Source organism: Gemmatimonas groenlandica (assembly GCF_013004105.1).
Taxonomy (GTDB): Bacteria; Gemmatimonadota; Gemmatimonadetes; order Gemmatimonadales; family Gemmatimonadaceae; genus Gemmatimonas; species Gemmatimonas groenlandica.
In genome coordinates, this window is the sequence record NZ_CP053085.1 from 4,167,806 (window position 1) to 4,180,401 (window position 12,596).

Here is a 12,596-nt window from a genome sequence, read left to right on the forward strand (position 1 = left end):
GTCAGTCACCGGGCCGAACCTCGACGGCGGTCACCTTGTACTCCGGGCAGTTGGTGGCCCAGTCCGAATACTCCGTCGTGATCACGTTGGCGGCGGAATCGGGATGATGGAAGGTGGTATACACGATCCCTGGCGGCACGCGATCCGTCACCGTGGCGTGCAACGTGATGGCCCCCTTGCGGCTCGCGATGTACACGCTGTCCCCCTCGCCGATCCCGCGCACTTCGGCATCGTGCGGATGCATCTCGAGCACGTCTTCGGGATGCCACACGGTATTCGCCGTGCGTCGGGTCGCGGTGCCGACGTTGTACTGCGACAGAATACGTCCAGTCGTGAGTAGCAGCGGAAAACGACGCGTCGACTTCTCGTCGGTCGGCACGTACTCGGTAATCAGGAAGCGCCCCTTGCCCCGCACGAATCCGTCTTGGTGCATGATGCGCGTGCCGAGTGGGGTGCGCTCCGTGCAGGGCCACTGCACGCTGCCCACACGATCGAGATGCGCGAACGACACGCCGGCGAACGTCGGTGTGAGCGACGCGATCTCATCCATGATCTCGGCCGCATTGCGATACTCCATGGGATATCCCATGGCCGTGGCGAGTCGGCACACGATCTCCCATTCCGACAGCCCCGTGCGCGGCGGCATGACCGGTCGCACCCGATTGATGCGGCGCTCAGCGTTCGTGAACGTGCCGTCCTTTTCGAGGAAGGCCGTGCCCGGGAAGAACACGTGCGCGTACTTCGCGGTCTCGTTCAGAAACAGATCCTGCACGACCACCAGCTCCATCGCGCGGAGGGCGTCAGTCACGTGCTTCGTATCGGGATCGGACTGCGCAATGTCCTCGCCGTGAATGAAGAGGCCGTGAAACTGACCGGCTGTGGCCGAGGCGAGCATGTTCGGAATACGCAGCCCTGGCTCGGCGTCGAGGGCCACATGCCACGCCTGCTCGAACTGCGCGCGAATGGCGTCGTCGCCAATGTGCCGGTAGCCCGGTAACTCGTGCGGGAACGACCCCATGTCGCAGGCGCCCTGCACGTTGTTCTGGCCACGTAGCGGGTTCACACCCGTCCCCTCGCGTCCGATGTGCCCCGCCGCCATGGCCAGGTTGGCAATGCCCATGACCATCGTACTGCCTTGACTGTGTTCGGTGACGCCCAGCCCGTAGTAGATCGCCGAATTGTCAGCGGTAGCGTACAGGCGCGCGGCGCGTCGCACGTCGTCGGCGGGTACGCCGCTGAATGCCTCGGTGGCTTCGGGCGAATGCTCGGGGAGCGCAATGAAGTCGCGCCACTGCGCGAACGACTTCGTGTCGCATCGCTCCGCGACAAAGGCCTCGTTCACCAACCCTTCGGTGACGATCACATGCGCCATCGCGTTGACCACGGCGACGTTGGTGCCCGGCCTGAGCGGCAGGTGAAACGCCGCCTGAATGTGCGGGCTGCGCACCAGATCGATGCGGCGCGGATCGATCACGATGAGCTTCGCGCCCTGCCGCAGCCGGCGTTTCATACGCGAGGCAAACACCGGATGCGCGTCGGTGGGATTGGCGCCGATCACCACGATCACATCGGCGTGTGCCACCGACTTGAAATCCTGCGTGCCCGCCGACGTGCCGAACGTCTGCTTGAGACCGTATCCGGTAGGCGAATGACATACACGCGCGCAGGTATCGATGTTGTTGTTGCCGAAGGCGGCGCGCACCATCTTCTGCACCACGTACACTTCTTCGTTGGTGCATCGTGACGACGAGATGCCGCCGATAGCGCCGCGTCCGTGCTGGTCCTGAATCGCGCGGAACCGTTCGGCCGCATGCACGATGGCCTCGTCCCAGCTCACCTCACGCCATTCGTCGGTAATGTGCTCACGCACCATCGGCGCGAGTACGCGGTCGCGATGGCTGGCGTAGCCCCACGCAAAGCGTCCCTTCACGCAGGAGTGCCCTTCGTTGGCGCCGCCACTCATGTCGGGTACCATGCGCACCACATCGTTGCCCTTCATCTCGGCATTGAACGAGCAGCCCACGCCGCAGTACGCGCAGGTGGTTTTTACCGTGCGATCGGGCTGGCCGGCGGCGATGACGCTCTTCTCCGTGAGCGTGGCCGTGGGGCAGGCCTGCACGCAGGCGCCGCACGACACGCACTCCGACGCCAGGAACGACTCGTTCATACCGGCGCTGACCTTCGAGCCGAATCCGCGATCGGTGATGCTCAGCGCGAACGTGCCCTGAATCTCGTCGCAGGCTCGCACGCAACGTGAACAGACGATGCACTTGGCGGGATCGAAGGTGAAGTACGGGTTCGACTCGTCCTTCTCGGCCTGCAGGTGATTCGCCCCGTCCATGCCATAGCGCACCTCACGCAGCCCGACGGCGCCGGCCATATCCTGCAGCTCGCAGTCGCCGTTCGCCGCGCAGGTCAGGCAATCGAGCGGATGGTCGGAGATGTAGAGCTCCATCACGTTGCGGCGCACGCGCGCGACTTTCTCGGTCTGTGTGCGGACGACCATTCCCTCCTCGACCGGCGTCGTACATGAGGCCGGAAGTCCCCTGCGGCCGAAGATGTCGACCACGCACAGCCGGCATGAGCCGAACGCTTGCAGCGAGTCGGTGGCACAGAGCTTGGCAATCGCTATGCCGGCGTCGCGCGCGGCGCGCATGACGGACGTACCGGCGGGTGCTGTGACCGGGATGCCATCGATGGTGAGGTACACCATGGTCGTCGTGGTCGTCGACATGGTCAGAGATCTCCGGAAAAATGCTTCATCACGCTGCGCACTGGCATTGGCGCGAGGCCGCCCAGTGCACAGAGTGAGCCCAGCTCCATCGTTTCGCACAACTCGTCGAGCAACTCCCAGTTCTTGCGCGTCGACTCGCTGCGGCGAATGCGTTTGATCACCTCGACCGCACGCGTAGAGCCGATGCGGCACGGCGTGCACTTACCACACGACTCGTGCGCGCAGAAGGCCATCGCAAACTCGGCCTGCTCGCCCATGTCGACCGTGTCGTCGAAGACGACGACGCCACCGTGGCCCAGCATCGCCCCGATGGCCGCGAAGTGCTCGTACCCCAGGGGTGTACCCCACTGTGACTCGGGCAGATACGCGCCCAGCGGCCCGCCCACCTGGATCGCCTTGATCGGACGCGTGCTGTAGCTGCCGCCGCCGAAGCGGGTGACGAGGTCGGCCAGGGTGATGCCGAAGGGCACTTCGACCACGCCGCCGCGCAACACGTTGCCTCCCAGCTGGAAGGGCATCGTGCCGGTGGAGCGATCGATACCGAAGCCGGCGTAGTGCGCACCGCCATGAGACGCGATGCCGGACACGGCCGCCAGCGTCAGCACGTTGTTGATGACGGTGGGCTGGCCAAACAGCCCCGAGAGGGCAGGCAACGGTGGCTTGGCCCGTACGACGCCACGCTTGCCCTCCAGGCTCTCGAGCAGTGCGGTCTCTTCGCCGCAGATGTAGGCCCCGCCGCCCACTCGCAACACGAGGTCGAACGCGTGGGGGGATCCCATGACGGCCGACCCGAGCATGCCGGCGCTGCGAGCCAGCTCCAGCGCGCGCGTCATCACGTGAATCGTGTGCGGATACTCGGATCGCAGGTAGATGAAGCCGCGCGTGGCCCCAACCGCGAGCCCGGCGATGATCATGCCTTCGACGAGCTGAAAGGGATCGGCCTCCATCAGCAACCGATCAGCGAAGGTGCCCGAATCGCCTTCGTCGGCATTGCACACGATGTACTTGGTTGCCGAGCGCGCGTTGAGCACGGTCTGCCACTTGATGCCGGCGGGAAACGCGGCGCCACCGCGCCCACGCAGTCCCGACGCGTTCACTTCATCGATGATGGCCTGCGGTGTGAGCGTGAGTGCGTGCTCGAGACCCGCCCAGCCGCCATGCGTGCGGTAGTCGCTCAGCGAGAGCGGATCGATGAGGCCGGCGCGACGGAAAGTGATGCGGTGTTGGTCACGCAGCCACGGTATGTCTTCGACGAGGCCGACGGAGAGCGGGTGGTCTTCGTTCGGTAGCGTCCCGTCGGCGAACAACGCCGAGACCTGTGTGGCGGTGATGTTGGCAAATCCGATACGGCCGCGCGGTGTGTCGATCTCGACGAGGGGCTCCAACCAGTAGGCGCCGCGAGAGCCGTTGCGGACGATCTCGACGTCGAGCTCCAGCGCCTCGATCGCCGCTGCCACGGCATCTGCACCGACCGACCGTGCGGCGGTGTCGTTCGGCACGAAGACGCGCGCGTGCGGCGCTTCGAGTTTCGTATGCTTCGTTTCCGATACGTCCGCCTTCACGGCGGTATCGTCGCGTGCCGCAGCTACTGCCTCGTGCACCAACGCGTCGAGCCGTTCGCCGGTGACGCCCCCATAGACCGCATCTCCTACCCGTACCGACGGACCCAACGCGCAATTGCCGAGGCAGTACACCGCCTCTAGATGCAAACGTCCGTCCGGTGTGGATTCGCCCAGCGTCACCTGCAACAACGACTCGGCGTGGCGTGCCAGCTCCCGACAACCCACGGCCTGACACGCTTCCGCCATGCAGAGCTGCACCACGACGTCGCCAACTGGCGCTTCGCGAAGGTCGCCATAGAACGACACCACGCCATAAACCTCGGCGCGCGACCGGTTGAACGCCTGTGCGACGAAGCGGATGGCGGCCGGTGAGACGTACCCGAAGCGCTGCTGAACCCGCTGCAGTACGGGCAGCAGGAACTCGGCGTCGGTTGGCGAGCCGTCGAGCAGTACCTGTAGCGTGGCCAGTTCGTGGTCTGTATCGACTGGCATGGGTCGGCCCTCATGCGAGGATCTTCTTCTTTCGCTGTCTGAGCTGCTGAAGTGACTACGCGAGGGGCACGCTCGCTACCCCGTACGGCTCCCGATCTTCACCGCGCCGTACTTCACCGCTTACCGCTTCGCTGGCGGCCCCGCGGGATGCTTCTCGCACAGGGGCGGCTGTTCCGCGCTCCACGCCATCGACGCGATACGCCACTGCCCCGCGCTCTTTACGAGCGTAAACACATCAGCGCCGCAGTGTGACCAGGCATTGTTGACGTAGAGATCGTACGGGTACCACACCATCGCCACGCCGCCGCTGACCATGGCCTGCGGCGCGAAGCCGCGCTCTGTGATACCCGTCATGGGGGCAGCTCGTTGGGCCTCGCGTGTTCGCACCCGGTACACGGTAACGCCATCGCGCGTAGAGGTGGGGAACATTACGGCTTCGGGTACCATGAGGTCGGTGAAGGCGACAACATCTCCCCGCGTGATCGCAGCCAGCGCGGAATCGGCGACGGCAATGACGGCGGTGCGCGCGTCGGGCGATTGTGCCGGTGATTGCGCGTGCGCGTGACGCGGAAGAAGGCCGATGCAGGCGATGACGACCAGCGTGCGTAGCGTCATAGGTCTCGATGTGATGGTGTGGATATGGGCGAGCAGATGGCGACGCGAGCAGAAAGTACCACCGCCACGTCGCACGGTCCACGTGCGGTAGCTGGTCGCCGCATGGTCGGTTCGGGTACTATTCATCATCACGTGCGTTGTGAATGGTATCGCGAGATCCGTCCGCTCGTCGCGACGCCCTTCCCGTCTTTCTCTTGCGAGTCCTCATGCGCTGGTCTGGTCTGCTCCTGCCCGTCGTGGTGTTCACCGCTGCCTGTTCTGCCGGCAACGAGGCTGACGCCGTCCAGCGCGATCCGGCGTTGCGCGCACCGGCACCGGCAGGGGCACCGTCACCGGCCACGGCCAAACCGCTTGGCCACGCGCTCACTGGCACACTGGTCGAGCGAATCGCGGTCTCGCCCTATGTCTACCTCCGGCTGAATACGGCAACAGGCGAGCTGTGGGTGGCGGTTCTCGAGGCGCCGCTGACCGTCGGTGCACAGGTAACCGTGTACAACGCCCTGCTCATGGAGCAGTTCGAGTCGAAGACGCTGAAGCGCACCTTTGACCGGATCTACTTCGGGTCGCTCGAGGCACCGGGCACTCAGCCCACCGAGATGGCGGGTACTGATGGCGAGCCCACCACGATGGGCGCACCGCCGGCTCTCGACGCGCAGGTCGCACCGGTGGCCAAGGCTACCGGCGCGGACGCGCGGACGATCGCGGAGCTGTGGACGCAGAAGGATCGGCTGGCCAACACGGTGGTCTCGGTGCGCGGCACCGTGGTGAAGTACAATGCCGCCGTGATGGGCAAGAATTGGATTCACCTGCAAGACGGCAGCGGTGACGCCGCCAAGGGCACGCACGACATCACCCTGACCACGCTGGATGACGTCACGGTGGGCGCCACGGTGACGATGACCGGCACGGTGCGCCTGAATCGCGATGTGGGCGCGGGTTACACGTTCCCGGTGCTGATCGAAGACGCCAAGGTGGTTGTGAAGTAGGCGGTCTAGTGCCCGACCGGGCGCCTCATGTTGATCGATCCTCCTTCGAACCGTATGCTTTGTCGATGAAGAATCCAACCGTGGCCGCCGTCCCTTCGTGAGCGACGTCCTCCTCGCCCTGGTGGTGATGGCGCTGCCGCTCGCGCCCGCATTCGCGCAGTCGCCCGTTGTCATCGCCGGCCCGCCGGCACCCGTGGCCCCGGCGGTGATCACCCGCGACTCCGCGCAGCACGCCACCGTACGCGCCATCAAGCTCACCGCGCCAATCACGCTCGATGGGGTACTCGACGAGGCGGTCTACACCCGCGAGGCGCCGTTCGGTGGGCTGATACAAGTCGCGCCTGACGCCGGAGCACCGGCCACCGAGCGCAGCGACATCTGGATCACGTACGACGATCGCAACATCTACCTCTCCTGTCGCTGCTACGACGCGTCACCGCCCGCGGAGTGGATCGTGAACGAGCTGCGGCGCGACACCGGTGGCCTGCGCAACAACGAACACATCGGCGTCCTGTTCGACACGTTCTACGATCGCCGCAGCGGGTTTGCGTTCTACACCAATCCCCTCGGCGCGCGCGCCGACTACTCCATCGTGGACGAAGGCGCCTCGAACACCGACTGGAATCCAGTGTGGACGTCGAAGACGGGCCGCTTCGATGGCGGATGGACTGTGGAGATGGCGATTCCGTTCAAGTCGCTGCGCTATCGCGCCGGCGCGGATCAGGTGTGGGGCATGCAGATCCGGCGTTCGATTCGGCACAAGAACGAATGGGATTACCTCACGCCGGTCCCGCGTATCCTGGCCGGGCCGCAGGCACTGAATCGCGTGTCGGCCGGCGGTACGTTGGTGGGTCTCGATCTCCCCGAGACCGGCAAGAACATCGAGCTCAAGCCGTACGTGGTCGCGCGCACCTCCACCGACCGGGTACGCACACCAGCCATCAACAACAGCTTTGCTAGCGAAGTCGGCGGCGACATCAAGTACGCCGTCACGCCCAATCTTACGGCGGATCTGACCGTCAACACCGATTTCGCGCAAGTCGAGGCCGATGAGCAACAGCTCAACCTGACGCGATTCAGTCTGTTCTTTCCTGAGAAGCGCGAGTTCTTCCTCGAAGGTCGCGGCATCTTCGACTTTGCCCGCGGCGGTAACGGAGCATTCGGTGGCAACGGTGGCGCCGACACGCCGCAGCTGTTCTACACGCGACGCATCGGACTCGATAACGGTGGCGTGGTGCCGATCAACGTGGGCGGCCGTCTCACCGGGAAGCTGGGTAAGTACGCGATCGGCCTGATGAACATCGGCACGTCGGGTGACGCGGCGTTCAAAGCCGAGCCGACCAATTTCACCGTCGTGCGCGTGAAGCGCGATGTGCTGCAGCGTAGTTCGATCGGCGCGATGATCACCAATCGGTCGGTGGCCGCGTCGGGCGCTGGATCGAATACCGTGTTCGGCCTGGATGGCGCGTTCCTGCTGTCGCAAGCGCTCACGGCCGGCGCCTACTGGGCGCAGAGTCAGACCACGGGCATCGCCGGCGACGATCAGAGCTATCAGGGACGGTTGGACTACAGTGTCGATCGGTTCGGAGCGAAAGCCGAGTTTCTTGGCGTGGGCCGCAACTTTGATCCGCAGGTCGGCTTTCGTCGGCGCTCCGACATCAACCGGTCGTTCGGCGAAGTGCGATTCAGTCCCCGGCCCGCGAACCAGACGGTGGTGCGCAAGTTCACCGGCACCGCGTCGGGCGAGTATGTGGAGAACGGGCTGGGCATCGTGGAGACGCGCGTGTGGCGCGGCCACGTCGACACTGAGTTCGCGAACAGCGACGTGGTAGGGCTCGACGTCACGCGCAATTATGAGTTCCTGCGTCAGCCCTTTACGCCATCCGGGGCGCCATCGGCCATCGCGCCCGGTGGATACGGATTCTCCGACGTGTCGCTGTCGTACGCCTTTGGCGCGCAGCGCCGGGCCTCGGGTACGATTCGCCTGCAGGCCGGACAGTTCTACGATGGCACGATCAGCAGCATCACGATCGGACCGGGGAGCACGGGATCGACGGCCCGCATTGCCATCCTGCAGCGGCTCGCATTGGAACCGACGTTTTCGATTACGCGCATCGATCGACCCACGTCGTCTTTCACCACACGTCTCGCCCGGGCGCGCGTAGACTACGGGTTCACACCGCTCATGTTTGCGAGCGGGCTCGTGCAGTACAACTCGGCCGACCGTGCGTTCAGCACGAACCTGCGCTTTCGCTGGGAGTACGCGCCGGGCAGCGAGCTGTTTCTCGTGTACACCGACGAACGCGATGTGCGCGACGACCGCTACGCCACGCCGACGACGGTGCGCGGACTCAAGAACCGCGCGCTCGTGGTGAAGTTCAATCGACTGTTTCGGTACTAGGGCAGTCGTGGCGACGGCATTGCACACCGACATCATCGACTTCGGCAAGGGACAGCCGTCGCTGTCGCTCCTGCCGTTGGCAGCCTGGCGTGCGGCCACGGACCACTGTCTCGCGCAGGGCGATGCCGGGCTTCTGCAGTACGGGGCCGACGAGGGCGATGCGGGATTTCGCGAATCGCTCGCGCAGTTCCTGAGCCGGCGATATGCGATGCCGGTGACGGCGGCAGAGTTGGTGGTATCGGCCGGCGCGTCGCAGGCGCTCGATCTGGTCTGCACTCGATTTACGCGCCCGGGTGACACGATCTTCGTAGAAGCGCCGACGTACTTTCTCGCGCTCGACATCTTCCGCGATCACGGCCTTCAGGTAGTCGGCATTCCCATCGACGAGGACGGGATTCGCGTCGATGCGCTGCAGGACGCGCTGGTGCACCATCGTGCCGCGTTCCTCTACACGGTCCCATCGTTTCAGAATCCGTCAGGGACCACGATGTCGGCGGCTCGGCGCGAGCAGCTCATGGCGGTCAGTCGATCGCACGATCTCCTGATCATCGCCGACGAGGTCTATCAGCTGCTCGACTTCGGTAGCGCGCCACCTCCGCCGCTCGCGGCCTACGTGCACACGGCGCGCGTGCTCTCGATTGGCTCGTTCTCCAAGATTTGTGCGCCGGGACTGCGACTGGGGTGGCTACACGGCGCACCTGCGTTGCTGAACACCATCACGCAATCGGGCCTCGTGCAAAGTGGTGGCGGGCTCAATCCGTTCGTGTCGGGCGCCATGCGCAGCTTGATCGATCTCGGGCTCGCCGATACGGTCCTCGACGGCTTACGGCGCGTGTACGCCGAGCGGTCGGCGGTGTTGTGCCGCGCGATGCGCGAGCTACTGCCGGCCGTGACGTTCGTCGAACCCACGGGGGGATACTTCGTGTGGGCGCAGTTACCGGCGGCGCAATCAGCGGCGGAGTTGCTGCCCTTTGCGAGGACTGGTGGCGTGGCCTTTCATCCGGGCACGCGATTCAGCAGCGGCGGGTTCGGGCGGCACGTGCGACTGAGCTTCGCGTACTACGACGCGCCGGAGTTGGTGGAGGGGGTGCTGCGGCTAGCGCAGGTGCCGTTCCCCTCTACACGCCAAACTGCGTGAGATGATGATCGAGGTGCTTCGAGAAGAGCACGTTCCACTCGGCGGCCGTGAGCGGTCCGAACGACGGCGATTCCCGACCTTCGAACGCTGAGGTCCCGTCGCCTGCGACGCGTCGGACATATGCGATCAGGCGGGCGCGCTCCGATGAGAAATCGCGCGCATCCTTGATACGGAAAGCCGGCGCGGTGGGGGAGCTGCGTGGATACGGCGCCGGTCCCACGACCTTGTCCTTCACCATGGTACGCAATACCCAGCGCAGCAGCGGATTGGGTCGTGGGTACTGTCCGCTGTAGACCATGTCGTAGGCCACGCTGCAGTGCGCCAGCATTTGGGCGACCGACATCTTCCCCCAGAGCGGCGTGCTGTCAGGCGTCAGCGCCTCGATGCGGCGGATGGCGGCGTCCGCTTCTGCGTGATCGAACAGATTGGCATACGTGGGCGTCATGATGAGATGATCACGCGGCGCTCCGCGAAGGGCAAGGCATCACCGATGACGGCGGCGCTCGCTGCGCTTCGCCTTAGCAACCGCCTCGACCGCGAACTCGGCGCCGGCGGCGAACGGCTACTGCCTTTCGCCGCTGTGATGCGCAGCGCCAAGGCGTGATCCACCACGACATCGAGCCGGAGAGCATTCCCCTGCACGATCACTCGGCGCTCGTCGCCGCCATCGCCATCGCCGTGGAAAGCGCTGCCGGCCAACGCATGACGCAAGCCGGCCTCTCGCTCGGCACGACGCAGTACACGAGTCTCGAGTAGGCGATGGGCGAACGCACCATCGATGCGAAGCCGTGACGGCCTTGGACCGCCCGTAGCCCGCTGCCGAAGTTGACCTATTTGAGTGGTCAGAATATATTGACCACTCATGCCGACCATCCCGATCTCCGAAGCGAAAGCCAGGCTGGCCGCCCTCGTGCGGGAAGTCGCGGCATCCGGCGAGGGCTACGTGATCAGCGTGAACGGCCACCCCATGGCCGAGCTGCGCCCCTTCGTGCCCGTTCCCACACCTGGGCGCTTCAAAGACGCGATTCGCTTCAGCGATGACGCCTTTGCGCCGCTTTCCAACGAGGATGCCGAAGCCTCGGGGCTATGACCGATCTTGTTCAGCCGCTGCTGCTCGACACGGTCGCGTTCATCTTCTGGCACGCCGATAGTCCGCGCCTGTCGCCAGCAGCGCGTCGCGCCATGCTGGAGGCGCCACAGCGCACGGTGTACGTGAGCGCCGCCAGCGCCTTCGAGATCGCGACCAAGGTGCGACTCGGGAAACTCACGGTCCCTCCGGCCATGCTCAACGACTTTGCGTACGTCGTTGCAGCGGATGGTTTTCGATTGCTCGACGTCGATGCGGCGTCGGCGATTCGCGCGGGTCAACTCGAGAGCGACCATCGCGACCCCTTCGATCGACTAATCAGTGCGCAGGCACTCGCCCTCAAGGGAGCCGTCGTGACCAACGACGCCGCCTTCGCCGACCTTGGCGTCGACGTGTTCTGGTAGCGACGCGTAGACGCCGTGCGCACGCCGCCCGTTCAACGCGTCAGCGTCGTTTACAACACGCTACAGCAGCACATCACCACGCCGAATGCCTGCCGCCACGGCTTCGGCGCGGCGATGCACGCCAAGTTTTTCGAAGACGGCGGCCAAGTGAAACTTGACCGTACTGCGGCTGATGCCGAGCCGGACGCCGATGGCGGCATTGCTCAAGCCTTCGGACAAGGCCTGCAGCACGTCGCGCTCGCGATCAGACAGAGCTGAGGCTGCGCCATTGCCGCTCGTGCCGGCGTCGATCTCGCTCGTTTCCGGCAGGCGCAGATTCCCACCCGTTCCCTCAGGGGCGCTGACAACACGCACGTCAGCGGCGGCAGCGGTCGAGACAAAGCGGACATCGGCATGGGAGCCTAGTGCGTCGCGCAACACGCGTCGCGTCCAAGGGTCGGCGACATCGACAAAGATGCGAACCGGATGGGGCCGTTCGGTCATCGGGCTCGCCACCCGCGTGACCACCCATGGGCCAAGCGAGCGGTGGCGCCAACACGCGCCACAAAGGCGTCCACGTCGGCGATGGGTACCGCGAGCCCCAACCCACGAGCGATCATCGTGCTCACGCCAACCATCGCGCCATGCGCATCCACGACTGGTCCACCCGAGTTGCCGGGTGCCAAGCGCACATCCAACTGCGCCCACGGCAATGCCCGTTGCGGCAAGGGCAACTCGGCATCGCTGCGCAGCGGTCCAATGGCATGGACGACTCCGGTCGTGATGGCATGTCGAACGCCCAGGGGATGTCCGACCGCCATGACCACCTGTCCGACACGCAACGGTGCTTTGTCGGCAGGCGGCACGGGTCTCCAACTGGCAGGCGCGTCATCACAGGAGACTAACGCCAGGTCCCGGACGGTGTCACGGGCGACCAACGTTGCCCGGCGCGTGACGCCGTCAGCACCCGTGAGCGTGATCGGCTCGTGTGTCACCACATGCGCGTTGGAGACGATAAGACATCGCCCGTTCGCGTCGCGCGCCCACACGACGCCAGCGCCGCTGTGCGTGCTTCGGCCTTCGCCCGCCTCAACATGGACCACGCCGGCGGTGGCGTGCGCAATCATGTGCCCACCATCGACCTGCGCGCTCTGCAGGTCGATGGTGGACGTCGCCGAACTCTCCGTCGGCATACGGA

Annotated in this window: 13 protein-coding genes; 7 read left to right on the forward strand and 6 right to left on the reverse strand. The window is 65.3% G+C overall.

The features are described from left to right. Position 1: 1 nt before the first annotated feature. The 3 genes from fdhF to HKW67_RS17860 form a co-directional block, all read right to left on the reverse strand. On the reverse strand, positions 2 to 2,734 hold the full coding sequence (gene fdhF / locus HKW67_RS17845; protein WP_171226678.1) for a formate dehydrogenase subunit alpha: 2,733 nt from the start codon (positions 2,732 to 2,734) through the stop codon (positions 2 to 4). 2 nt (positions 2,735 to 2,736) lie between these two features. Continuing rightward, positions 2,737 to 4,788, reverse strand: a complete 2,052-nt coding sequence (locus HKW67_RS17850; RefSeq protein ID WP_230981053.1) for an NAD(P)H-dependent oxidoreductase subunit E — start codon at positions 4,786 to 4,788, stop codon at positions 2,737 to 2,739. Positions 4,789 to 4,908: 120 nt separating this feature from the next. Continuing rightward, entirely contained in the window at positions 4,909 to 5,403 is a 495-nt protein-coding gene (locus tag HKW67_RS17860) for a nuclear transport factor 2 family protein (protein ID WP_171226679.1), read from the reverse strand. Between the two features lie 206 nt (positions 5,404 to 5,609). Between HKW67_RS17860 and HKW67_RS17865 the strand changes: the two genes are divergently transcribed. From HKW67_RS17865 to HKW67_RS17875, 3 genes are all read left to right on the forward strand, one after another. Continuing rightward, positions 5,610 to 6,389, forward strand: coding sequence for a nucleotide-binding protein (locus tag HKW67_RS17865; protein ID WP_171226680.1), 780 nt, complete (start codon positions 5,610 to 5,612; stop codon positions 6,387 to 6,389). 97 nt (positions 6,390 to 6,486) lie between these two features. Beyond that, positions 6,487 to 8,790: a carbohydrate binding family 9 domain-containing protein gene (locus HKW67_RS17870; protein ID WP_171226681.1), complete on the forward strand. Its 2,304-nt coding sequence runs from the start codon at positions 6,487 to 6,489 to the stop codon at positions 8,788 to 8,790. 7 nt (positions 8,791 to 8,797) lie between these two features. Beyond that, positions 8,798 to 9,928 carry an aminotransferase-like domain-containing protein gene (locus HKW67_RS17875; RefSeq protein WP_171226682.1) on the forward strand — a complete coding sequence of 377 codons (1,131 nt, stop codon included), beginning with the start codon at positions 8,798 to 8,800 and terminating at the stop codon, positions 9,926 to 9,928. Here HKW67_RS17875 and HKW67_RS17880 read toward each other — a convergent pair. Further along, positions 9,909 to 10,373 (reverse strand): DUF1569 domain-containing protein, encoded by a 465-nt coding sequence (locus tag HKW67_RS17880; protein ID WP_171226683.1) that lies wholly within the window; start codon positions 10,371 to 10,373, stop codon positions 9,909 to 9,911. The genes HKW67_RS17875 and HKW67_RS17880 overlap by 20 nt on opposite strands. Before the next feature lie 6 nt (positions 10,374 to 10,379). Here HKW67_RS17880 and HKW67_RS17885 point away from each other — a divergent pair, with 6 nt between their 5' ends. From HKW67_RS17885 to HKW67_RS17900, 4 genes are all read left to right on the forward strand, one after another. Beyond that, entirely contained in the window at positions 10,380 to 10,532 is a 153-nt protein-coding gene (locus HKW67_RS17885; RefSeq protein WP_171226684.1) for a hypothetical protein, read from the forward strand. Next, positions 10,529 to 10,684 (forward strand): hypothetical protein, encoded by a 156-nt coding sequence (locus tag HKW67_RS17890; protein ID WP_171226685.1) that lies wholly within the window; start codon positions 10,529 to 10,531, stop codon positions 10,682 to 10,684. The genes HKW67_RS17885 and HKW67_RS17890 overlap by 4 nt, the downstream gene beginning before the upstream one ends. 106 nt (positions 10,685 to 10,790) lie before the next feature. Continuing rightward, positions 10,791 to 11,018, forward strand: a complete 228-nt coding sequence (locus tag HKW67_RS17895) for a type II toxin-antitoxin system Phd/YefM family antitoxin (RefSeq protein ID WP_171226686.1) — start codon at positions 10,791 to 10,793, stop codon at positions 11,016 to 11,018. Beyond that, positions 11,015 to 11,419 (forward strand): type II toxin-antitoxin system VapC family toxin, encoded by a 405-nt coding sequence (locus tag HKW67_RS17900; RefSeq protein ID WP_171226687.1) that lies wholly within the window; start codon positions 11,015 to 11,017, stop codon positions 11,417 to 11,419. Before HKW67_RS17895 ends, HKW67_RS17900 begins: the two co-directional genes overlap by 4 nt. A gap of 60 nt (positions 11,420 to 11,479) precedes the next feature. Here HKW67_RS17900 and HKW67_RS17905 read toward each other — a convergent pair whose 3' ends face one another. Together HKW67_RS17905 and HKW67_RS17910 are read right to left on the reverse strand one after the other, a co-directional pair. Further along, positions 11,480 to 11,902: a response regulator transcription factor gene (locus tag HKW67_RS17905; RefSeq protein ID WP_171226688.1), complete on the reverse strand. Its 423-nt coding sequence runs from the start codon at positions 11,900 to 11,902 to the stop codon at positions 11,480 to 11,482. Beyond that, the gene (locus HKW67_RS17910; protein ID WP_171226689.1) at positions 11,899 to 12,591 is read right to left on the reverse strand and encodes a S1C family serine protease; all 693 of its coding nucleotides are present in this window, start codon (positions 12,589 to 12,591) and stop codon (positions 11,899 to 11,901) included. Before HKW67_RS17910 ends, HKW67_RS17905 begins: the two co-directional genes overlap by 4 nt. Between the last annotated feature and the right edge of the window lie 5 nt (positions 12,592 to 12,596).

Coding starts and splice junctions, on each gene's coding strand:
- fdhF (WP_171226678.1), bottom strand. CDS start 2,734: ATGTCGACGACCACGACGACCATGGTGTACCTCACCATCGATGGCATC.
- HKW67_RS17895 (WP_171226686.1), top strand. CDS start 10,791: ATGCCGACCATCCCGATCTCCGAAGCGAAAGCCAGGCTGGCCGCCCTC.
- HKW67_RS17905 (WP_171226688.1), bottom strand. CDS start 11,902: ATGACCGAACGGCCCCATCCGGTTCGCATCTTTGTCGATGTCGCCGAC.
- HKW67_RS17885 (WP_171226684.1), top strand. CDS start 10,380: ATGATCACGCGGCGCTCCGCGAAGGGCAAGGCATCACCGATGACGGCG.
- HKW67_RS17910 (WP_171226689.1), bottom strand. CDS start 12,591: ATGCCGACGGAGAGTTCGGCGACGTCCACCATCGACCTGCAGAGCGCG.
- HKW67_RS17865 (WP_171226680.1), top strand. CDS start 5,610: ATGCGCTGGTCTGGTCTGCTCCTGCCCGTCGTGGTGTTCACCGCTGCC.
- HKW67_RS17900 (WP_171226687.1), top strand. CDS start 11,015: ATGACCGATCTTGTTCAGCCGCTGCTGCTCGACACGGTCGCGTTCATC.
- HKW67_RS17860 (WP_171226679.1), bottom strand. CDS start 5,403: ATGACGCTACGCACGCTGGTCGTCATCGCCTGCATCGGCCTTCTTCCG.
- HKW67_RS17880 (WP_171226683.1), bottom strand. CDS start 10,373: ATGACGCCCACGTATGCCAATCTGTTCGATCACGCAGAAGCGGACGCC.
- HKW67_RS17850 (WP_230981053.1), bottom strand. CDS start 4,788: ATGCCAGTCGATACAGACCACGAACTGGCCACGCTACAGGTACTGCTC.